Source organism: Candidatus Bipolaricaulota bacterium (genome assembly GCA_021159055.1).
Taxonomy (GTDB): domain Bacteria; phylum Bipolaricaulota; class Bipolaricaulia; order UBA7950; family UBA9294; genus S016-54.
The window spans coordinates 1-19,952 of sequence record JAGGSO010000066.1 but is presented as its reverse complement, the minus strand read 5'-3'; the positions used below and the strand labels follow the sequence as shown (position 1 = coordinate 19,952).

Genomic DNA, 19,952 nt, shown 5'->3' with positions numbered 1-19,952 from the left:
GAAAGGATAAATCTTCGCCCTCGTTTTTGGAACAGGATCGCCCCTGCCGGCCCGGAACGAGCTATTTCAGGAGGGCCACAGCAGTTGAGGAATCATTGACGAGGTGGCATGATTTGTTGTAAGCTAACCGCGGGTGATCTTTAGATGGCAAAACCGACGCGTGGGCAGGTTGACCGCTTCGTATGGGCGATCTTGTTGCTCCTTTTCGGAGTCTTCCTCCTGATCAATCGGGAAGGAATAGATTGGATCGGATTTCTCATCGCGGCTGGGCTCCTCATCGCCGCGGCGCTGTACAAGCAGGCTCAGGGATGGGGGACCGACGTCCTCGGGCTGATCTTCGGGATCGTCCTCGGTGGTCTGGGGGTAGGAAAGCACTACGCCGTTGACATCCCGTGGATCGCAATCGCGGCGATCACTGTCGGGATCATTCTCCTGTTCGAGGTTTTTCGCGGGGGAAAGAAGAAGCAACCCGCCGCCAGGATCGAGGTCAGCTCTCCTCCAAAACAGGAGGAGTGATCCCGGCCAGGGCATGGGGAAGCTTTTCCGCGAACTCCTCCTGCGCGCGTGCGATTAATTGGGGGATCCTTCGGTACCCGCCCCAGGGGAAGCGGCGGATCCCGTCGAGCCGGATTACGATATCCGCTTTCTTCTCGAGGAGCTGCTCTTTGACGGCTTGGCTTCGCACTTCATCAGCCCGGGCGAGGACCTCGAGGAGCGACTTGGGCTTATGTTTACCCGCAACCTGGGGGAGGTCGACGGCAAGGATCGGGGCGTCCGCCTCGGTGAGGCGCCCGAGAGGGAGCTCGCAGTAAAGGACGCTGCTGACGTACTCTCGCCCCTCCATCCGTGCTGGGGGGAACAGGCCGGGGAAGGCGATCCCAACTCGAACGAGCTCGCGGAGTAGCCCCCCTGAGAGGAGGACCTCCTCCTGGGTGGAAAGGTCGATGGCGCAGATCGCGACCGGGATTGCAAGGTCGTCCGTCGTCAGGTCCCCGAACAGGACTTTCAGGTTATCCTCCACCAGTTCGCCGGGTAGGACGCTCACCCGCCGCATGTTGACGGCGCAGAACAGGCGCTGGCGCAGGAAATAGTCGATGCTCCCCGCCTCCCGCCGGGCTGCCTCCCGTGGTATTCCGGAGAGCCTCTCCAGGCCCCACATGTAGCGGTGGTTCTCCGCGAAGAACGCCGTGAACCGCTCGGTCAACGAGTCGAGGTCGCGCCCGAGGCCGAAGTGGGCCGCGATCACCGCGTTGACCCCGGTGGCGACGATCCGCTTGATCGGCACCTTTTGCTCCCGCAGCACCTTGAGGACACCGATGTTGGCGATCCCGCGGATCCCGACCCCACCCAATACGACGGTCACTCCGTCAGGCATCTCGTTCCTCCAACTTCCGCAGGAGCCCAGGGAGGGCTGCCTCCGCTGTCCTTATCCCACGCTCGATCGCGGTGCGGGAGTCGTCGAACCGCATCGGATCGTACCCCGGAAGTTCGATCTCGATGAGGAAGTCGGCCATCTCGACTTCCCAATCGGAGAGCCGCTTCCCCTTGAGGTAATCCACGGTGGTGAGCAGGTCGAATCCGTTCTTGTAGGGCGCCGGCGGTTCCCCCGCCAGCCGGACGGCGATGACGAACTCCGCCCCTTCCGCGCGCAGCTCCCGCACCGGAACGTCGGCCAGCACCCCACCGTCGGTGAGGAGCATCCCATCCCATTCCACTGGAGGGAAGACCCCGGGGATCGAGATCGAAGGGAGGATCCCGTCCCGCAACCGGCCTTCTCGGATCACCACCGGCTTTCCCGTGATCAGATCCACCGCCACTGCGGAGAACGGGATCGCGGTGTCGGAAAACCTGTACTCCCCGAACAGGTAGGAGAGCGCAGTTCGATTGGTGCGATGAGAGAGGACGGAAGTGCGCAGGGCGGTGAAGTCACACAAAGCGCTGAGGAGCCAATCGCGCAGGTGAGGATGCCTGTCCGGTTGGGCGTGTTGAAAGATGCTGTAGTAGTTGACATGGGCGCGGGAGACAACCTCCGTCGCAAGGGAGACGAGCCGCTTGGAGTCATGGTACAGGGCGTACGCCCCGCCGACGATCGCCCCGATGCTCGATCCATTGATGAGGTCTACCTTGATCCCGGCCCGTTCGAGGACCTGGAGCACCCCGATATGGGCGTAGCCGCGCGCTCCACCGCTCCCCAAACTCAGTCCGATCTTCATCTCGGCGACATTATACCCGCTCTGACAGGAGCGATCACTCCACCGCAGCAAACTGAAGCTCGTACAGGGCGGCGTACAGCCCTCTGCGGGCAAGGAGCTCGGAGTGTGTTCCCTGTTCCACAATCTTTCCCTTGCTCACCACGAGGATCTTATCCGCGGCGCGGATGGTGGATAGCCTATGGGCGATGATGATTGAGGTGCGGCCGGTCATGATCTTCTCCAGGGATCGCTGGATCAGATCCTCGGTGTGGGAATCGATGCTCGCTGTCGCCTCGTCGAGGATGAGGATGCGTGGATTGAACGCGACCGCACGGGCGAACGACAAGAGCTGTCGCTCCCCGAACGAGAGGGTCACCCCCCGCTCCTTCACCTCGGTCCGGTATCGATCGGGGAGGTCCTCGACGAAGTCAGCGCTGACAAACCGGGCAGCGGCGACCGCATCCTCCTCCGGGATGTCGCTCCACAGCCGGATGTTGGTCAGGATATCCCCGGAGAACAGGAAGACGTCCTGCAGCACGACCGCCATCTGGCGGCGGAGGAAGCCGACATCGTACTTCTCGATCGGGATCCCATCGATCAGGATCTCTCCCTTCTGGATCGGATACAACCGGAGGAGGAGCCGAATGATCGTGGTCTTCCCGCCTCCGGTCGGCCCGACGATCGCCACCCGCTCCCCCGGGGAGACGGTGAACGAAACCCCCTTCAGGATCCAGTCCTCATCCTTGTAGGCGAACCATACGTCGCGGAACTCGATCCTCCCCTCGAACCGATCGGGGATTATCCCGCCACCGCGGTCCTCCTCCGGCTCGTCGAGGAGGAGGAAGATCCGCTCCGCCGCGGCCATCGCGCCCTGGAGGACGTTGTATCCCTGAGCCAGATCGAGGATCGGGTTGAACAGCATCCGCACGTACTGGATGAACGCGGTCAGGGCACCAAGGGAGAGGCTCCCGCCCAGCACCCGCAGCCCGCCGTACCAGATCACGAGGGCGATCGCAAACGAACTGAGGAAGCTCATCAACGGCCGGAAGACGGCGAAGGTGAGGAGCTGGCGCATGTCGGCGCGGTACTTGCCGACGTTGATCTCGCGGAACCGCGCGTTGGCCCGCGCCTCCTGGACGAACACCTGGATGATCCTTATCCCGGAGATCGATTCCTGCAGGTAGGCGTTCAACCGCGCGATCTGGCGGCGGACGGCGCGGTAGGCGACGCGAACCCGGTTGCGGAACTCGAACGCCGCCAGGACGATGCCCGGGAACAGGGCGAGCACGACGAGCCCGAGGCGCCAATCGAATCCGAACATGATCACCAGCACCCCGACGATCAGGAACAGGTCGCGGAACAGGTTGACGAGCATCGAGGTGTACATCTCGTTTATCGCCGCGACGTCGTTCGTCACCCGGGTGACGAGCCGGCCGACCGGGGTGCGGTCGAAGTAGGAGAGGGGGAGGCGCAGGATGTGGGAGAAGATCTGACGCCGCATGTCGTACATCACCCGCTGGCCGGTCAGCTGGAGGAGGTAGACCTGCCCTACCCCGAACACAAACCGAATCAAGAGGGCGAACGCGAACAGGACGGCGAGCCGCATCACCCCGGAGATGGCCTCGCCGCGCAACGTTGTCACCGCCTGGGGTGGAAGCGCGCGAAGCTCGGTCGCGGAGATCATCCACCCGCTGGAGATGGGGGAGAACTGATCGGGGTACTCCTCCGCCACCGCCGCGCCCGGCGAGCCGTCTGCGACGAACAGGTATCGGGTCTGGCCAAGGGCGCCGGCCTCCTCCCACCCTGTCCGCGTCTCGGAATCGACCTTCCGCAGGTCGACGAGGTAACGCCCATTCCCGAGGTCGATCGCATCCCCGACGGCGGGCGGGGCGGAGAGGGTGACGACCGCGTTCGGGAGGGTGAGGAACTCGTCGATCGCGATCTTGGTGATGTAGGGGAGTCCGAGCTGGATTCCGGTGAGGATGAGGATCAGGATCACGCATATTCCGAACCACCGCCAGTACGGGACGAGGAACCGGAGGAGGCGCCGCATCAGCCGCAGGTCGAACGCCTTGCCCAGGACTTCGTCGTCGTGCGCGTCATGCGGCATCGGACACCTCCTGTTGTGCCTGCTGCAGTCGCCAGATCCGCCGGTAAAGCCCATCCCGGCGAAGGAGCTCCGCATGGGTACCTTCCTCGATGATCCGCCCCTTGTCGAGGACGATGATCCGATCGGCGTGCATCACCGCGGAGAGGCGATGGGCGATGACGACCGCGGTTCGGCCGCGGAAGAACTCGTGCAGATTGCGGAGGATGAACGCCTCCCGCTCCGCATCGACCGCGGAGAGGGGGTCGTCGAAGATCAGGATTCGAGCGGCGGTGAGGAGAGCGCGGGCGATCGCCACCCGCTGTTTCTGCCCGCCGGACAGGGCGATCCCCCGCTCCCCGACGACGGTGTCATAGCCATCGGGAAACGCGGCGATCTCATCGTGGATCCCGGCGTAGGTCGCCGCCCGCACGATCTCCTCCTCGGATGCATCCGGGTTTCCGAACGCAATGTTCTCCCGGATCGTGGCCGAGAACAGGAACGGGTCCTGGGGAACGAACCCGATCAGGCGGCGCAGTTCGGCCACCTTATGCTCACGCACGTCGACCCCACCGATGAGGACCGTCCCCGGGGGCGGGTCGAAGATGCGGGGGATGAGATGGGCGAGGGTGCTCTTCCCGGCCCCGGTCAGCCCGACGACCCCCAGAGTCGCCCCCTCCGGGATGCTTAGATTGATCCCGGACAGGGCGGGTCGATCCCCGTTCCCGCCCGGGTAGGAGAACGTCAGGTTCCTGATCTCGATCCCTGCCCCGCGTGGCCGCCGTGGGACCGGTGGATCGGTGATCTCCGGCGGGACAGCAAGGAGGCGGTTGATCCGATCGAGGGATGCGCTCCCCCGCTGGAGGATGTTCACCGCCCAGCCGAGGGAGATCATCGGCCAGGTGAGCATCGTCAGGTACTGGGTGAACGCCACGAAGTCCCCGAGGGAGATCGACTCGCGGATCACCCCGATCCCGCCGAGCCACAGTACGATCGCCAGCGTCGCCCCGGAGAGGAGCTCGATCAGCGGCTCGAACAGCCCCCACACCCGCACCAGGGCCATGTTCTTGGCGACGAACCGCTCGTTAACTCGGGCGAAGTCGCGTGCCGTCCCCTCCTCCTGCACGAACGACTTGATCACCCTGATCCCGGCGACGCTCTCCCGCACCTTCTCCATCACCTCGGAGAAGACCTGCTGCACCGCCTCGAACCGGCGGTGGATCACCCGCCCGAACCCGAGCATGAACACGGTGAGGACGGGGAGCGGGAGCACGGCGTACAGGGTGAGGCGGGGATCGATCGAGAGCATGATCCCGATCGCCACGGGGATCATGAACAGGGGATCGGCGATGGTGAGGACTCCGAACCCACACGCGCGACTGACGGCATCGATGTCGTTGGTGGCGTGCGCCATCAGCTCGCCGGTCTTGTGGGTGTTGTAGAACGATGCCGAGAGCTTGACGAGGTGCTCATACAGCCGTTCGCGCAGGTCGCGCTCGATCCGCCTGGCGGTCCCGATGAAGAAGTATCGCCACAGGAAGCGGAAGACCATCACGATCGCGGCCAGCCCGAGGATGTACAACCCGCTGCGAAGCACCCCGCCTTCGCCGCGGGCGAGGCGGTCGATCGCGTCCCGGATCACGAGCGGAACGATGAGCCCGGCCCCGTCCACCACCAGCAGGGAGAGGAACCCGGCCAGAACACGGCCCCGGTAGCGCCACAGCCAGCTAGCCAGCCCGCGCATCAGCGGTCCTCCTCCAGGTACGCGGCGAGCATCCTCCCCACCTCGGCCGGTGCATTGGGCCGGAGGGCGTAGCGCTTGCGCTCCTCCCCTGTTCCGATCATGACTTGAACCAGCCCGGCGAGGCGGAGGGCATGCAGGTGGTGCATCACCGTCGGGGTGCGCAGCCGGAGCTCTCGCGCCAGCTCAGTCGGGGTGAGGGGAGCCCGTGCCAGGTAACGAAGGATCTTGAGCCGGGTCGGGTCAGAGAGCGCCTTGAGCGCCCGCAGGAGCGCCTCCGGGACCGTCTCTCCCGGGACGAGGGAATCGGTGGCCGGCCGTGCCCCGAACAGGCAGAGCCGGCAGGTTGATGAGATGGAGACGAGCATCACAAGCGGAGTGATCCAGTAGGAGGGGACGAGGACAACTTCCTCTCCCAGGAGTGGCTCATCGATCCGCACCCCTTGGGAGAGCTCCTCAAGCAGGTCCGGGAGCGGAAGCTGTTCCGCCAGGGCCTGTGCCCGTGCGAGCGCCGCCTCCAGCGCCGGGAAGATCCGCCGTTCCTCCTCGTGGAAGAAGGAATCGTGGTAATTGCGCAGCGCTGTTAAGTACTCCTCCCCGAACTCTCCTGCCCGGGCCCAGACGGCGAGGATCTCAGAGCAGGCCTCCTCGCTCAGACTACGCTTCCGGTTCGGGTGCCGCGTCTCGAGGTGGGCGCGGAGGAGCGCGAGATCATCGTTTCCCCATTTCCCTTGCGCTGCGATCCGCTGCAACATCTCGGCGACGTCCGCGGGTGGGTCATCGTAGCGAAGGGCAAGGGTCGCCAGGCGCTTCTCCGCCGGGATCTGGCTCAGGCTCCATAGCGCGGTCTCGACGTCCTTCGGAGGCGGAAGCGTGTAGATCCAGTGTACCGGGGGACGGATCGCCCTCTGAGCCTGTTCCAGGGTCCGGCGCGCCGCTGGGGTGAGGCGGGCGCGCATCCCTGCTGTCCATGCCCCCCGCACTCCGAACCGGCCCGGTTGGTGCAGAACGAGCAGGCTCTGAAAGAAATCGTAGGCCGTGCCTGAATCCCAGATCAGCCGCCTCGGTTCCCTCGTCTTCACCGACTCCCCCTTTACCGGTTTAGACGGTAGTCTAATTTAGACGGACGTCTAAGTCAATACCGAGAAGAGGTCAGGTGCGGGGGTAGTAGGCAACGAGGGCGAGGACGCCCAGTCCAACGATGATCCACAGGGTTACCTGATCCACCTGGGGAGAGAGGGGGAGGCTGCGGCCGAAGACGAGGCTCACCCCGAGGGAGTACTCCGGATGGAGGGTGAAGGTGAGGGGGATCGGGTCGAGGGAACGGACCTGAAACGAGATCGCGAGCGGTTCAAGGATCCGCCATTGCACCCCGGCGATCATGTTCATGTACGGTGACCAACTCCACGCCGAGCTCGCCGCGATCCAGTTCCAGTACACGGAGGTCCCTCCCCCGGCGTAGATCGCGATCGGCCCGCTCCACCCCTTGGCGAGGAGGCTCGCCCCGGTCTCGAATCCAGTCGGGAAGTCGGCTGGATACGTCCCGATGGTGAATAGCACGGACAGGTTCGAATCGGCGAACACCTCAGCGGAGAGGTAGGGGAACGACTCCGCCCAGTCGATCGGGTAGACATCGGGCACTCCCACCCCAAAGCCGAACGCGTTCGCCGCGAACGCTGCTCCACCCGCCCAAAGGAGGGCCGACAGCAAGACGGTCAACAAAACCGGATATCGGTTCATGCCGCTAAGTTTATCCCTGGTTCCCGGCGCGCTGGCGAGGTAACGCGACCCCTTTCCAGGGGAGGCTTGTCCGGTGAACAGTAACGAGTGGTCCCATGCGCGCCGTCCTGTGTTGTTGCAGGCAGGATCTCGCCCGCTCTGGACAGGGTGAACTTCGACGTCACCGTCGCCCCGATGATAACCGCCGTTCATGCACCGCCCGGTAACTCCGTAGCTAACCGCGGAGGAAATCCACCGCTCGCTGCAGGACCCGGATGAGGTCTCCCCCGGAGTGGATCTCGAGCACTCCGGGGCCGGAGTAGTCGATCCGGGCGAGGGTGTCCAGGACCATCCGCCAATCGATCGCGCCGGCCCCTGGCGGGAGGTGGTCATCGCGCTCATTCCGATTGTCGTGCAGGTGGAGGTGGATGAGCTGGCCGCGGTAGCGCTCGAGGTAATTGATGATCGGCTGCCGACCAGCGTCCTGGGAGATGTTGGCGTGTCCGACGTCGATGCAGATCCCGAGGTTCGTCTCCCTCGGGTCGTCTCCGAGGGAGTCGAGGATGAGGTCGAGGGCCCACATCGAATCGCGCCCGTTCTCCAGGGCGATCATCACCCCGACGGCCCGGGCCGCTGCAGCGAGGCGGCGGATCGCGGGGATGTCAGGGCGGGAAGAGGGGGTAAGCAGGCCCAAGCTCTCCTTGTGCAGGACGAGCGTCCGCGCGCCGAGGGCGCCGGCGAGGGAGATCTCATCCATCAGCCCCTCTGGGTCCCAGTTCCAGTGCTCCGAGGAGGCGTGCAGGGATACAAACGGAGCTTCGGCGCATACCTTCCTGAGCTCCTCCACGTCGCTGATCCCGGGATCCCCCTCCCCGCGGTAGCGCCACAGCTCGACCCCGAGGCCGATGGATGTGATCCCGCGGGCAGCGGCAAGGACGGACACCCGCTCCTCCGGAGCGCGGTCATAAAAGAACCCCTCGACGCTTGCGCCGAGGGGAAACCCCAGCCTCGCGTTCAGCCGGAGATCACCTCCTTCTTCTCGGAGAACTTGATCCCCATCTCCTCGAGCTCCTCCAGCACCGGTTTGTAGATCTCCGGAACGACCGGGATCTGTACCCCGGTGAGGGTGATCTTCCCGGTCAGGATCAGCTTCGCCCCGATCGCGGCCGGGAGCCCGACCAGCCGCGACATCGAGGAATCACCGTTCGGGATCCCGTAGTCGACCAGGGTCGCGGTTATCCGCTCCGTTCGGTCAGAGTAACGAACGCGGAACTCGTGCTGCATCACCAGCATGTCCCGCTCCCCTGGGGCGTACTGCATCCGGGGGAGCATCGCCCCGGCGAGGACGTCGAGCGGGGACCGCGCATCCGCAGGGATCGGCTCATCGCTGAACAGCCCAAGCCAATCGAGCTTGTCGATGACCGGCGAGTCGGCCGGGATCCCGAGGAAGCTGGCCACGTCCTTCGGCCCGGCGGGTCCGTCCATACCGATCAGTCGTCCCATTAATCCGGCGTACGTCAGCCCTGTCAGGTCGGCATCCGTCTCGTCCAGCAACCCCAGTTTGGCGATGTTGCGCATCGTCTCGCACCAGCCGGGGTAGCGGAGGGTGCCGCGGAACATCCCCTCCACTCCGTGGATCCCGTAGGTATCGATGTAGGGGAGGCAGTCCCGGTTTGGATAGCCCTCGAGCGTCCCGAACCCCTCTATCTCCACCGGCCAGTGATGGGAGAAGAGCTCCTCTCCCGGTATCTCCACCACCTTCCCGTCCTGCAGGTAGCGGGCCGGGTTCTTCCCGGCGAGGAGGACCCCGCGCGGGCTCCAAGAGAATTTGTACCCGAATGGATTGTTGTTCGCCTCCGGGGCGGGAAGACCACCGCACCAAGACGCGAAGCTGACGAGGGTTCCCCCTTCAGCCCGGATCCGATCGATCACCTCCATCGCCGACATGTGGTCGATCCCGGGGTCGACCCCGATCTCGTTCAGCAGGATCACGCCCGCGTCCCGCGCCGCGCCGTCGAGGGCGCGCATCTCGTCCTTGACGTACGAGGTTGTCACCATCGGCTTTTTTCGCTCCACACACCCCCGCGCGACGAGCGGATGGTAGACGTAAGGGAGGAGGCTGATCGCAAGATCGCTTTCTCCGATCAGATCCCCCAGCGCCTGCTCATCGTGTACGTCCAGCTGGAGCGCTCTTCCGTTCTTCGCGTCCCCGATCAACCGGGCTGCCTTCGCCACCGTGCGGCTGGCGACCGTCACCTCGAACCCCTGGTCGAGGAGGTAGCGGACGAGGGGACCGGCGACGAGTCCGGCTCCGAGTACGAGTACCTTTTTCAAATTCACTCCTTTCGCAAGAACTTCTCTAGATAGCGGTAATCCGGGGTCAGGGCGCCGCGGTGGACGATCACCGCCCGTTTCAGCTCCGGAGGGAGAGCAAGGTGCGAAAACTCGACCCCGTAATCCGCCGCCGCGATCGCCGGTACGAACCGCTTGAGCACTGAACTGAAATGGATGGAGGCCTCCCGGGGAAGCTCGCTCGGGAGGATGTCCACCGCCATGATCACCGGCCCGTCTCCCTCCACCCCATCGATCGCCCGGTCCTGCACCGGATCGTAGACGTACACCGGATTGTCCGGCTCGGTCGCCTTGACCGTCGCCTCGATCGCCCCTTCCACGTCGCAGCTGATATCCCCGATCACCCGCAGCCGCGCGCCGGGATAGTTCTCCCGTACCCACTCCTTGGTGACGAGCCGGGGGTAGCGCGGCTCCCAGTAGATACAGTTGACCAGGATGTCAAGATGCGGGAGGTAACGCGCGAAGACGCCGCGGTAGCGCTCCGGGTGCGTGTAGTACTCTTTTAGATCGAACTCTGCTCCCGAATCGACCGGCGCGACCATGTCCTTTTCCTTGAACACGACCTTGTACACGACCCGGTTCGAGCTCGGGCTAAACCCGATGAGCTCCTCCGGGGAGACTTCCTCCACCGGGAGGAGGGAGAGGATCTCCTGCGCCCCGCGGGAGACGTTCCCGTAACCGGCGAACCCGATCACAAGCGGGAAAGGAAGGCCATCACGGGCGATCCGCTCCCCGACGGACGCAATTGCGGCCTTGGCTGTATCCAAGTCAGGATAGGCGAGGGGGCGGTCGAGAGAGTCGAACGGATTATCGATCCCTTCATAGGCGAGCCGGCGTCCGAACGCCCACAGGGTCTCGATCATCCCGGCCAGACCGGCGTAGTTCCCGAAGAAGATCAGCCGCCGGTTGTTCTCATCCACGATCCTCTCGTAGTCGATCAGGGTGCAGCCCAGGTCGAGGATCCGCTGCAACATCGGCATGTTGTACGCCTGCCCCTTGATGGTGTGGGAGAAGAAGACGTACGTCTTCCCCGGCTCAAGCCGCTCGAGTGGGATCTCCTTGATCCCGAAGATCACCGGGGCTTCATCGAGGCTGTCCTGCACCTCGATCCCGACGCGGCGGTAGTCCGCATCCGGGAAAGCGCGCTTCTCGGAGGATTGGACGATCACCCGTATCCCATGTTTTCTCTGCAGCTCCGCCGCGTCTGCGGGTACGAGTGGAACCCGCCGCTCCCAAGCGTAGCGGTCCTCCTCCCTCACTCCGACCGTATGCACCAAACCTCACTTCCTTTCGTGATCCCTGCCTTGCGAACAGTATACCGGACCGCACGTGAAACTGGCAAGTGAACGGATGTATACTTTAAAGATCGAAGGAGGAGATGATGCGCGGACAAGGACGCGGAATGGGACGAGGAATGGGACGGGGGATGCGCCGCCGTGCCGGGCGGTTTTGGCAAGGGAGTGGAACCGTGGAAGCGGGGGGCGAATCGCGCGCAGTACAGGTTGATCCGGAAAAGTGCGTTGGGTGCGGGAACTGTGCCCGTGCCTGCCCGCTCGGCGCGATCAGCCTCCAGGACGGAAAAGCCGTGGTGGATCCCAAGGCCTGCCGCGGTTGCCGCGTCTGTACCTCCGCATGCCCCACCGGGGCGATTGCGTAAAGAAAGGAGAATGCTATGGGAAAACGGAAGATCCGCGTTGCGATCGGTTGCGATGCTGGACGTGTCCCGCGGAAACACTTCGGCGACTGTTCCGAATTTCGGATCTACGAGATCAACGAAGATGGGGTCTATACACTGATTGAGACTAAGCCGAACACCTCACCGGAGGAGCGGAGACACGCCGACCCGAATAAGATGAAGGGAGTGCTGGGGGAGCTTCCCGGTTGCGAGGTCATCATAAGCGGCCTTTTGAGCCCGAACTTCCGACGGATCCGCGATACAAAACCGGTCCAACCGGTGGTGACAACCCTGACGGAGATTCCCCAGCTGTTAGAGGCGTTCACGGCCCGGTTCGAGGAGATCCACTCCCTCGTAGAGGCGCGCCGCCAGGGAGACAGGCCGGCTGAGATCCCCGTCCTGGAATAAATAAAGGCCGCGGGGTTTTCCCGCGGCCGTGAACCCCGTCGTTCACTTTACGTGTTTGTTCACCTCTTCCAGGAGGGCCTTCGCCCGAGTCTGACAGAGGGGATTGTACAGGACGTAGACATCGCCGGGATCGGAAGCGATGATCTCTTCCAGCATCGCCTTTGCGGCATCCCACTTTCCCGCCTCCATCAAGTAGTACTGCGCGTAGAACAGGCGGTTCTCGAAGTAGTCGTTCACCGAGGGATCGATCGGACAATCAGCGCAGTCGGAGCAGTTCTCCGGATCGTCCACAACCTTGCATAGGTAACTTTTTGCCTTCTTCAGGTTCTTGCGGTAGGTTCCCGCAGGCATGCGGGGAAGCCCGCCCCAAAATGCGCCGAGGGAGCGGTACGCACCGTAGACGAGGTAGCTCGGGTCGACCTCGAGCGCCCGCTCGATCAGGGCGATCAACTTGGGGGGATCGTTGCGGAATATCGCGCCCAGCTTGTCGAACTCGTCCTTGCGCGCCCAGTTGGCGTAGGTCCAGTACAGGGCGCGGATGTCCGTCTCCTGCTTCACCGCGGCGATGAACCCGTCCTTATCCTCCACCGCGACGAAGTTCGGATCAGCCCGCAGGCTCTCCTCCCCGTAGCGCTGGCCCTCCTTGTACGCGGCGAGCTGGGCGTCTTTGTCGGTAAGGAAGGCGTCGGCCAATGTGTAATAGCACTGGGCGAGTTTGTTCAGCACCGTCTTGTTGGTCGGATCGAGGTTGTACGCAGCGAGGAACGCGTCGATTCCCGCCTGCAGGTCCTCCTGAGTCGTGACGGCCACGTCCTCGCCCTGGAAGATGGAAAGCCCCTGTTGGATGTAGTCCTGGAGCTCATCCGCCATGGTGAACGGTGCGAGGATCAAGACCAGCCCCACCGCCAGCAACAACGTTCTCTTCATCTTTTTACCTCCCGGTTCGGTTGCTTCTCGTACTATACCGGAACCACGCCCGCTCGCCAAGGTTGGCCTCGCACGCGGCGGTGTGGTATATTTTACCTACCAAATTCGTATATAAGGAGGAACAGAATGGCACTGCCAAAAGTCGATTCGGATCTTTGCATCGCTTGCGGAATCTGCGCACAGGTCTGTCCCGAGGTGTTCGAGGTCGGCCCGGACGGAAAGTCGGTGGTGAAGCCCGACGCCGATCCAAACGCCTCCTGCATCCAGGACGCCATCGATCAGTGCCCGGTGGGAGCGATCAGCCAGTAATCGCCGGGACAAACCATCCGTCAATGCGCCACGGGGTCTCTGTGGCGCTTTTTTTATCGGTGGTATTTGCCGATCGGTCTGAGTTGTGCTAGGATAGATGGGGTGATCGGGATTTGACGGAGAAGCGGATCGGGCTCGTTCTCGGGAGCGGTGGGGCGCGCGGCTCGGCCCACGTTGGGGTGTTGAAGGTCCTCCTGGATGAGGGGATAGTCCCGGACGTGGTCGTGGGGACGAGCATGGGGGCCGAGGTCGGAGGTGCGTACGCCGCCGGGGTCTCGATCGAGCGAATGGAGGAGGCGTGGCATTCCCTCAATTTCGGGAAGGTGGCCAAGGCCCTCCTCCCCACTTTCCCCTGGTCGGGATGGAGCTCAGGGCGGCGGGTGATGCGGATGATCCGGGAGCTCGTCGGGGACGTCCGCATCGAGGACCTCCCCCTCCCTTACGCCGCGGTGGCGACCGATCTCGAGACCGGCCTCCCCTATCCGATCATGCGGGGTGACCTTGCTACCGCGATCCGGGCGAGCGAGTCCGTCCCCGGGCTGTTCTCCCCGGTATGGATCGACGGCCACCTCCTGATCGACGGCGGGGTGTCGGACCCGGTCCCGGTCGACGTGGCGCGCCGGCTCGGAGCCGACACCGTAATCGCGGTCGACGTCCTCGTCCGACCGGAGGAGGTGAGGCTCGGTGGAGTGACCCTCCCCGACCTGCGCGAGCGGTTCCTCGGGATCACCAAGGCGATCGCGCGGGAAAAAGCACGGGAGCGGTTCCGCCCCCATGTTTTTGCGGTCCTGTTCCAGATGTCGACCATCTTTCAGAAGCGGATGAGCACCATATCCCTCACGGCCTATCCGCCGGATGTCTTGATTCAACCTGATTTCTCCCCTGATCCACCCTGCTACAGCGACGTCAAGAACGGAATCGAAGCCGGGGTCATCGCGGCGCGCCAGGCACTCCCGCAGATCAAGCGCGTCATTGCGGAGGGATGACCAGCCGGAGGACCCTCTATCCTCTGATCGCGCTCGGGATCGTCGCGATCTCGTTCGGGGCGATCCTCATCCGTCTCCTCCCCGACATCCCGGTACTCTCCATCGCCGCGTGGCGGCTGGGTGTGGCGGTGATCCTCCTCGCCCCGCTCGGGGGAGCGCGGCTGCGGCATACCCCGCCGCGGCGGGCCGATCTCCTCACCGGGCTAGGGAGCGGCGTGTTCCTTGCATTCCACTTCATCCTGTGGATCAGCTCATTGGAATACACCTCGGTGGCAAGCTCGGTGGTGTTGGTGGATACGAGCCCGATCTTCGTCGGGCTCGGGGCGTGGGTGTTCTTACGGGAACGGCCGCGGGGGTGGCTCATCGCCGGGATCGTTCTGTCCGTGATCGGCGGCGGGGTGATCGGCTGGGGGGACATGCGGGCGACCGGGGAAGCGCTCGTCGGGGACCTCCTCGCCCTCGGTGGGGCGGCGATGGCCGCCGGCTACCTGATCCTCGGCCGGCGCGTCCGTCCCCGGGTCGACATCATCCCCTACCTGACGATCACTTATGGGACAGCGGCGGCGGTCCTCCTTGTCGGAACCGGGATCACGCACGCTCCACTTATCGGATTCTCCGGGCGGGAGTACCTGTACCTCGTCCTCCTCGCCGTCGGGCCGCAGCTCCTCGGTCACGGGACGATCAACTGGGCCCTCCGCCACCTGTCCGCCGGAACGGTCGCCGTCCTCACCCTGGGCGAGCCGATCGGGGCGACCGCCCTCGCCTATCTCATCCTCGGAGAGGGGCTGACGTGGTTGAAGGGGATCGGAGCGGCGGCGATACTGACCGGGATATACCTGAGCTTGAAGGGGGAGGAGTATGAAGGCTGACACAGGAAGGGCAAAGATCGAGTGGGCGCGGGCGCACATGCCGCTCCTTTCCCGGTTGGAGGAGGAGTTCCGCCGAGAAAGGCCGTTCGCCGGACACAGGATCGGGATGAGCATCCACCTCGAGGCGAAGACCGCCCGCCTCGCGATCCTCCTGCGGGACGGAGGGGCGGAGGTGTTCATCACCGGGAGCAACCCCCTCTCCACCCAGGACGACGTCGCCGCCGCGCTGGAAGAGGAGGAGGGGATCGAGGTTCACGCCCGCCGCGGAGTATCGGCCGATGAGTACCGAGCCCATCTCCGGGCCGTCCTCGCCGCAACGCCGGACCTCCTGCTGGACGACGGGGGAGACCTGACCGGACTATGGCATGAGACACGCGATTTTCCGGTCTTGGGCGGGTGCGAGGAGACGACAACCGGGGTGCGGAGGCTGAAGATCCTCGCCGATCGGGGGGAGCTTCACATCCCGATGTTTGCGGTGAACGACGCCCGGATGAAGTACCTGTTCGACAACCGCTACGGGACCGGGCAGTCGGTGTGGGACGGGATCATGCGGGCGACAAACCTGCTTGTCGCGGGAAAGTCCGTTCTCGTCGCCGGTTACGGCTGGTGCGGTCGCGGGATCGCCATGCGGGCGCGCGGTCTGGGGGCGCGGGTCACGATCGCTGAGGTCGACCCGATCCGGGCGGTGGAGGCGGCGATGGAGGGGTTCAGGGTCGCCCCGATCTCCGCGGGGATCCAGGACGCCGATTTCCTCATCACCGCAACCGGGTGCCGGGACGTCGTCGGTGAAGAGGCGCTTCGAAACGCGAAGGACGGATTGTTGCTCGCCAACGCCGGCCACTTCGACGTGGAGATCGACAAGTCCGCCCTCCACCGCCTCGCCGTGCGGGTGGAGGAGGTCCGCCCCGGGATCGAGGAATTCACCCTGGAAGACGGGCGCCGCCTGTACCTGCTCGGGGACGGGAGGCTCGTCAATCTCGTACTCGGAGACGGCCATCCGGTGGAGATCATGGACATCTCGTTCGCGCTGCAGGGGCTGACCCTGCGCTACATCGCGAAGAACGGGCCGTTCTCCCCCGGGCTCTACCCGGTCCCGCGCGCGATCGACGAGGAGGTGGCGCGGATGAAGCTCGAAGCCCTCGGAGCGCGGATCGACAGTCTCAGCCCGGCCCAGCGGGAGTACCTGGAAGGGTAGTGTTCCCTTCTCCGGCGTGAGCGGATAAAATCGATCCCAAAGAGGTGATGTATTCAATGAACCGATCGGCATTTCGTCGTGGACTGATCTTGGGGATTCTCCTCGTTTTGATCGCCATCGCGCTCGGAGGAGCGCAGAAGAGCACGGACAGCCTGTTCTCCCCCCTGGATCAGGTCTACAAGTACATCAAGACGTATTTCTACTGGCCGGAGCGAATCGAGGACCAGAAGCTCCTGTACGGGGCGCTCAAGGGGATGGTGCAACAGCTCGACGACCCGTACTCGGAGTTCATGGATCCCCAGGATTACGAGCAGTTCGAGGAGAGCATGGAGGGGAAGTTCAGCGGGGTCGGGATCGAGATCACGATCAAGGACGGGGTCCTCACCGTGATCGCCCCGCTCGCCGACACCCCGGCGGAGAAGGCCGGGGTCCGCGCCGGCGACCAGATCCTGGAGATCGACGGGGAATCGACCGAGGGGATCACCCTGTCCGAGGCCTCGGTCAAGATCCGCGGCCCGGAGGGGACGACCGTCACCCTGCACGTGCGCCACAAGGACGGGACCGAGGAGGACATCCCGATCGTCCGCGCCACGATCACGGTGGACTCCGTCTCGAGCAAGACGGTCGCCGACGGGAAGATCGCCTACATCCGGGTGATCCGGTTCGACCAGAACGTCGCGTTGGAGCTGGACAAGGCATTGCTCGGCTTCGATCTGGATCATATGGACGGGATCATCCTCGACCTGCGCAACAATCCGGGCGGGCTCCTGAGATCGGCGATCTCGGTTTCGAGCCGGTTCGTGGACAAGGGGATCATCCTCACGGTGAAGGACCGGGTATCCGGGGACGAGTCGTACTGGTCGACCGGGAACACGATTCCCAACCTGCCGCTCGCCGTGCTGGTGAACGGGGGGACGGCGAGCGCCGCCGAGATCACCGCCGGAGCGATCCGCGACCACGAGATGGGGATCCTGATCGGGGAGAAGACGTTCGGAAAGGGAGTGATCCAACGGATGATCAACTTCCCCGACGGGTCGGCATTGAAGATAACGACCGGTGAATATCACACCCCAAGCGGGCGCGCGGTGCAGGGAGTTGGGATTGAGCCGGACATCACCCTTGCAGAGGACGAGGACCCGATCGAGGTGGCTACCGCATGGATCGAAGCCCACGCCGGGGAGAGGATGCCGATCGCGCTCGGAAATCAGTGATGCGGTTCTCCGTCCTCGGCGCAGGGGGCTGGGGAACGGCGTTCGCCCGGCTTCTTGCGTTAAGCGGACATTCCGTGACCCTGTGGGCACGCGATCCGGAGAAGGCGCGGGTGCTCGCCCGGGAGCGCGAGAACAAGCCCTACCTCCCCGGAGTCTCCCTCCCCCGCGAGAACCTGGAGGTCACCTCCGAGCTTCCCCGAACGGCGGATGCGGATGCGATCGTGCTTGCGGTCCCGTCGTTCGCCGTGGCCGAGATCGCGGACAGGTTCCGCCCCCTCGTCCGTCCCGGACACCTGTTCATCAACCTGGCAAAGGGGCTCGACCGCGGCTCCGGGCGCACGATGTCGGAGGTGATTGCGAAACGCATCCCCGGCCGGCCGGTGTTCACCCTGTCCGGCCCGTCCCATGCCGAGGAGGTGGGGCGGGACATGCCGACGGCGGTCGTCCTCGCCGGCGCCGACCTCGAGCTGGGGAAGAGGTTGCAGCGGGAGATCTCCACCCCGAGGTTCCGGGTCTACGTGAGCGCGGACATCCGCGGGGTGGAGCTGTGCGGGACGGTGAAGAACATCATCGCGATCGCCGTCGGGATCGGGGACGGGCTCGGCTACGGGGACAACACGCGCGGGGCCTTGATCAGCCGCGGCCTGGCGGAGATGGTCCGGTTCGGGCGTGCCTTCGGGGGAAAGGTGCGTGTGTTGTGGGGGGTGCCCGCGCTCTGGGACGCCGTCCCTACAGAGGCCAGTCCCCACGTCCCCAACCGCTACGTCGGCTACCGACTGGGGAAGGGGGAGTCGATCGAGAGGATCATGGACGGAATGGCGATGGTGGCGGAGGGGGTGTACGCAACGGACGTGGTGCATCAGCTGGCCGGTGAAAGGGATATCGACATGCCGATAACGGACGCCGTCTGGCGTCTTCTCCACGGAAAGTCCGATCCGATCGCGCTGGTCAACGAGATCATGTCCCGCCCTCCGAAGGAAGAGAGGATCGGATGAGGCGCTACGACGTAGTAGTAATCGGTGGGGGGCCAATCGGGACGCTCGCCGCCCGTCACGCCGCACTGACCGGGGCCCGCGTCCTGCTCGTGGAACAGGGGGAGGGAACCGGAGCGGCGAGCGAGTGCACCGGCCTTGTCAGCCCGCATACCGTTGATCTGTTCGATGCCCCTTCCGCCGCCGTCCTGCGTCGGATCAAGGGGGGACAACTCCACCTGCCCGGGGGAGAAATTCTGAAGCTGTCCGCTCCTGATGCGCGGGCGCTCGTGATCGATCGGGCGGTGTTCGACCGCTCCGGGCTGGAACAGGCTGCGGCGGCAGGGGTCGAGGTCCGCACCCATACGCGTGCGACGCACGCCTCCCACGGCCAGGTGATCCTGAACCGGAAGGATAAGGTCGAGGCGGCGGTCATCATCGGGGCGGATGGACCGAGGAGCTCGGTGCGGGAGTGGTTCTCCCTCCCTTCCCCGCAGCGCTTCCTGGCCGCAGCGCAGACCACGGTGGAGGGCACCCCTGCCCGTTCGGATCAGGTGGAGGTATTCGTGGGGAGCGAGATCGTGGCCGATGGATTTGCGTGGGTGGTGCCGGCCGAGGAGGGGGTCCTGCGCATCGGCCTCCTCGGACCTGTAGGAACGGACGTACAAGCGCTCCTCTCCCGCTTCCTCGCCGCTCACTTTCCCGGGAGAGTGCGGGCCCGCGGCGGGGGATTGATCCCGATCGGCCCGGCGGAGAAGACCTACAGCGACGGGGTGATCGTGGTGGGGGACGCCGCCGGGCAGGTGAAGCCCCTCTCCGGGGGAGGGCTCTACCCCGGTGGGGTCTGCGCCCGGATCGCGGGGAGGATCGCGGGACAGACCGGACTCACCGGGATGACGGACGCCTCCCACCTGCGCCTGTACGAAGAGGAGTGGAGGAGGGAGATCGGGACCGAGCTCGAGTTCGGCCTGGCCGCTCGCCGCATCCTCTTCTCCCTCTCCGACTCGGATCTCGCCACTGCTGGAGCAGTGCTCGCCGCTCCTCCTGTCCGCACCCTGATCGAGGCGCACGGACAGATCGATCACCCAAGCGAGCTCATCCCGGTATTCATCAATGAAAAAAGGGTCTGGCCATACCTCGCCACGCTTGTCCCCATCATCGGCGGATGGAGTCAAGTCCGAGCCCTCGCCCGTGAGTTTCTTAGTCCTTCATAAAAGTAAGGCCTGACATGCATGAGGGAGAGTGTGTGGCAAGATGTTGCAGGGAATGGGGTAGCGATCTCGCCGTCGGTGCGGGAAGTAAACGAAGAGC

20 protein-coding genes are annotated in these 19,952 nt (G+C 64.6%); 10 read left to right on the top strand and 10 right to left on the bottom strand.

Annotated features, from left to right (window positions below; translation table 11 throughout):
* Positions 1 to 144 precede the first annotated feature (144 nt).
* Entirely contained in the window at positions 145 to 516 is a 372-nt protein-coding gene (locus tag J7J55_03510) for a hypothetical protein (GenBank protein ID MCD6141774.1), read from the top strand.
* On the opposite strand, the gene J7J55_03505 is transcribed toward J7J55_03510, so the two are convergent.
* The 9 genes from J7J55_03505 to J7J55_03465 form a co-directional block, all read right to left on the bottom strand.
* Positions 488 to 1,375 (bottom strand): patatin-like phospholipase family protein, encoded by an 888-nt coding sequence (locus tag J7J55_03505; protein ID MCD6141773.1) that lies wholly within the window; start codon positions 1,373 to 1,375, stop codon positions 488 to 490. The two genes, J7J55_03510 and J7J55_03505, sit on opposite strands and share 29 nt — an antisense overlap.
* The gene (locus J7J55_03500; GenBank protein MCD6141772.1) at positions 1,368 to 2,213 is read right to left on the bottom strand and encodes a patatin-like phospholipase family protein; all 846 of its coding nucleotides are present in this window, start codon (positions 2,211 to 2,213) and stop codon (positions 1,368 to 1,370) included. The genes J7J55_03505 and J7J55_03500 overlap by 8 nt, the downstream gene beginning before the upstream one ends.
* 34 nt (positions 2,214 to 2,247) lie before the next feature.
* Entirely contained in the window at positions 2,248 to 4,302 is a 2,055-nt protein-coding gene (locus J7J55_03495) for an ABC transporter ATP-binding protein (protein MCD6141771.1), read from the bottom strand.
* Complete coding sequence (locus J7J55_03490) at positions 4,292 to 6,022, bottom strand: ABC transporter ATP-binding protein (protein ID MCD6141770.1); 1,731 nt, start codon at positions 6,020 to 6,022, stop codon at positions 4,292 to 4,294. Before J7J55_03490 ends, J7J55_03495 begins: the two co-directional genes overlap by 11 nt.
* Positions 6,022 to 7,101 carry a winged helix-turn-helix transcriptional regulator gene (locus J7J55_03485; protein MCD6141769.1) on the bottom strand — a complete coding sequence of 360 codons (1,080 nt, stop codon included), beginning with the start codon at positions 7,099 to 7,101 and terminating at the stop codon, positions 6,022 to 6,024. The genes J7J55_03490 and J7J55_03485 overlap by 1 nt, the downstream gene beginning before the upstream one ends.
* A 70-nt stretch (positions 7,102 to 7,171) precedes the next feature.
* Positions 7,172 to 7,759, bottom strand: coding sequence for a hypothetical protein (locus J7J55_03480; protein MCD6141768.1), 588 nt, complete (start codon positions 7,757 to 7,759; stop codon positions 7,172 to 7,174).
* Positions 7,760 to 7,973: 214 nt separating this feature from the next.
* Positions 7,974 to 8,681 (bottom strand): sugar phosphate isomerase/epimerase, encoded by a 708-nt coding sequence (locus J7J55_03475; protein ID MCD6141767.1) that lies wholly within the window; start codon positions 8,679 to 8,681, stop codon positions 7,974 to 7,976.
* Positions 8,682 to 8,752: 71 nt separating this feature from the next.
* A complete protein-coding gene (locus J7J55_03470) occupies positions 8,753 to 10,072 on the bottom strand; it encodes a saccharopine dehydrogenase NADP-binding domain-containing protein (GenBank protein MCD6141766.1) in 1,320 nt (439 codons plus the stop codon).
* 2 nt (positions 10,073 to 10,074) lie between these two features.
* A complete protein-coding gene (locus J7J55_03465) occupies positions 10,075 to 11,367 on the bottom strand; it encodes a hypothetical protein (protein ID MCD6141765.1) in 1,293 nt (430 codons plus the stop codon).
* A gap of 149 nt (positions 11,368 to 11,516) precedes the next feature.
* On the opposite strand from J7J55_03465, the gene J7J55_03460 reads away from it, so the two are divergent.
* Positions 11,517 to 11,747, top strand: coding sequence for a 4Fe-4S binding protein (locus tag J7J55_03460; GenBank protein MCD6141764.1), 231 nt, complete (start codon positions 11,517 to 11,519; stop codon positions 11,745 to 11,747).
* Positions 11,748 to 11,762: 15 nt separating this feature from the next.
* Complete coding sequence (locus J7J55_03455; GenBank protein ID MCD6141763.1) at positions 11,763 to 12,173, top strand: NifB/NifX family molybdenum-iron cluster-binding protein; 411 nt, start codon at positions 11,763 to 11,765, stop codon at positions 12,171 to 12,173.
* 42 nt (positions 12,174 to 12,215) lie between these two features.
* On the opposite strand, the gene J7J55_03450 is transcribed toward J7J55_03455, so the two are convergent.
* On the bottom strand, positions 12,216 to 13,100 hold the full coding sequence (locus tag J7J55_03450; protein MCD6141762.1) for a hypothetical protein: 885 nt from the start codon (positions 13,098 to 13,100) through the stop codon (positions 12,216 to 12,218).
* Positions 13,101 to 13,226: 126 nt separating this feature from the next.
* Between J7J55_03450 and J7J55_03445 the strand changes: the two genes are divergently transcribed.
* The 7 genes from J7J55_03445 to J7J55_03415 all read left to right on the top strand — a co-directional run bounded on the left by J7J55_03445 (position 13,227) and on the right by J7J55_03415 (position 19,855).
* Positions 13,227 to 13,409, top strand: coding sequence for a ferredoxin (locus J7J55_03445; protein MCD6141761.1), 183 nt, complete (start codon positions 13,227 to 13,229; stop codon positions 13,407 to 13,409).
* Between the two features lie 113 nt (positions 13,410 to 13,522).
* Positions 13,523 to 14,395: a patatin-like phospholipase family protein gene (locus J7J55_03440; protein ID MCD6141760.1), complete on the top strand. Its 873-nt coding sequence runs from the start codon at positions 13,523 to 13,525 to the stop codon at positions 14,393 to 14,395.
* On the top strand, positions 14,392 to 15,264 hold the full coding sequence (locus J7J55_03435) for a DMT family transporter (protein ID MCD6141759.1): 873 nt from the start codon (positions 14,392 to 14,394) through the stop codon (positions 15,262 to 15,264). Before J7J55_03440 ends, J7J55_03435 begins: the two co-directional genes overlap by 4 nt.
* Positions 15,254 to 16,459, top strand: a complete 1,206-nt coding sequence (locus J7J55_03430) for an adenosylhomocysteinase (GenBank protein ID MCD6141758.1) — start codon at positions 15,254 to 15,256, stop codon at positions 16,457 to 16,459. Before J7J55_03435 ends, J7J55_03430 begins: the two co-directional genes overlap by 11 nt.
* Positions 16,460 to 16,515: 56 nt before the next feature.
* Positions 16,516 to 17,670 (top strand): S41 family peptidase, encoded by a 1,155-nt coding sequence (locus tag J7J55_03425; GenBank protein ID MCD6141757.1) that lies wholly within the window; start codon positions 16,516 to 16,518, stop codon positions 17,668 to 17,670.
* The gene (locus J7J55_03420; protein ID MCD6141756.1) at positions 17,670 to 18,665 is read left to right on the top strand and encodes an NAD(P)-dependent glycerol-3-phosphate dehydrogenase; all 996 of its coding nucleotides are present in this window, start codon (positions 17,670 to 17,672) and stop codon (positions 18,663 to 18,665) included. The genes J7J55_03425 and J7J55_03420 overlap by 1 nt, the downstream gene beginning before the upstream one ends.
* Complete coding sequence (locus J7J55_03415) at positions 18,662 to 19,855, top strand: NAD(P)/FAD-dependent oxidoreductase (GenBank protein ID MCD6141755.1); 1,194 nt, start codon at positions 18,662 to 18,664, stop codon at positions 19,853 to 19,855. The genes J7J55_03420 and J7J55_03415 overlap by 4 nt, the downstream gene beginning before the upstream one ends.
* Positions 19,856 to 19,952 lie beyond the last annotated feature (97 nt).

Excerpts from the sequence above, each read along its gene's own strand:
- J7J55_03510 (MCD6141774.1), top strand. The coding sequence starts at position 145 with ATGGCAAAACCGACGCGTGGGCAGGTTGACCGCTTCGTATGGGCGATC.
- J7J55_03505 (MCD6141773.1), bottom strand. The coding sequence starts at position 1,375 with ATGCCTGACGGAGTGACCGTCGTATTGGGTGGGGTCGGGATCCGCGGG.
- J7J55_03500 (MCD6141772.1), bottom strand. The coding sequence starts at position 2,213 with ATGAAGATCGGACTGAGTTTGGGGAGCGGTGGAGCGCGCGGCTACGCC.
- J7J55_03495 (MCD6141771.1), bottom strand. The coding sequence starts at position 4,302 with ATGCCGCATGACGCGCACGACGACGAAGTCCTGGGCAAGGCGTTCGAC.
- J7J55_03490 (MCD6141770.1), bottom strand. The coding sequence starts at position 6,022 with ATGCGCGGGCTGGCTAGCTGGCTGTGGCGCTACCGGGGCCGTGTTCTG.
- J7J55_03480 (MCD6141768.1), bottom strand. The coding sequence starts at position 7,759 with ATGAACCGATATCCGGTTTTGTTGACCGTCTTGCTGTCGGCCCTCCTT.
- J7J55_03460 (MCD6141764.1), top strand. The coding sequence starts at position 11,517 with ATGCGCCGCCGTGCCGGGCGGTTTTGGCAAGGGAGTGGAACCGTGGAA.
- J7J55_03455 (MCD6141763.1), top strand. The coding sequence starts at position 11,763 with ATGGGAAAACGGAAGATCCGCGTTGCGATCGGTTGCGATGCTGGACGT.
- J7J55_03450 (MCD6141762.1), bottom strand. The coding sequence starts at position 13,100 with ATGAAGAGAACGTTGTTGCTGGCGGTGGGGCTGGTCTTGATCCTCGCA.
- J7J55_03445 (MCD6141761.1), top strand. The coding sequence starts at position 13,227 with ATGGCACTGCCAAAAGTCGATTCGGATCTTTGCATCGCTTGCGGAATC.
- J7J55_03435 (MCD6141759.1), top strand. The coding sequence starts at position 14,392 with ATGACCAGCCGGAGGACCCTCTATCCTCTGATCGCGCTCGGGATCGTC.
- J7J55_03430 (MCD6141758.1), top strand. The coding sequence starts at position 15,254 with ATGAAGGCTGACACAGGAAGGGCAAAGATCGAGTGGGCGCGGGCGCAC.
- J7J55_03425 (MCD6141757.1), top strand. The coding sequence starts at position 16,516 with ATGAACCGATCGGCATTTCGTCGTGGACTGATCTTGGGGATTCTCCTC.
- J7J55_03420 (MCD6141756.1), top strand. The coding sequence starts at position 17,670 with ATGCGGTTCTCCGTCCTCGGCGCAGGGGGCTGGGGAACGGCGTTCGCC.
- J7J55_03415 (MCD6141755.1), top strand. The coding sequence starts at position 18,662 with ATGAGGCGCTACGACGTAGTAGTAATCGGTGGGGGGCCAATCGGGACG.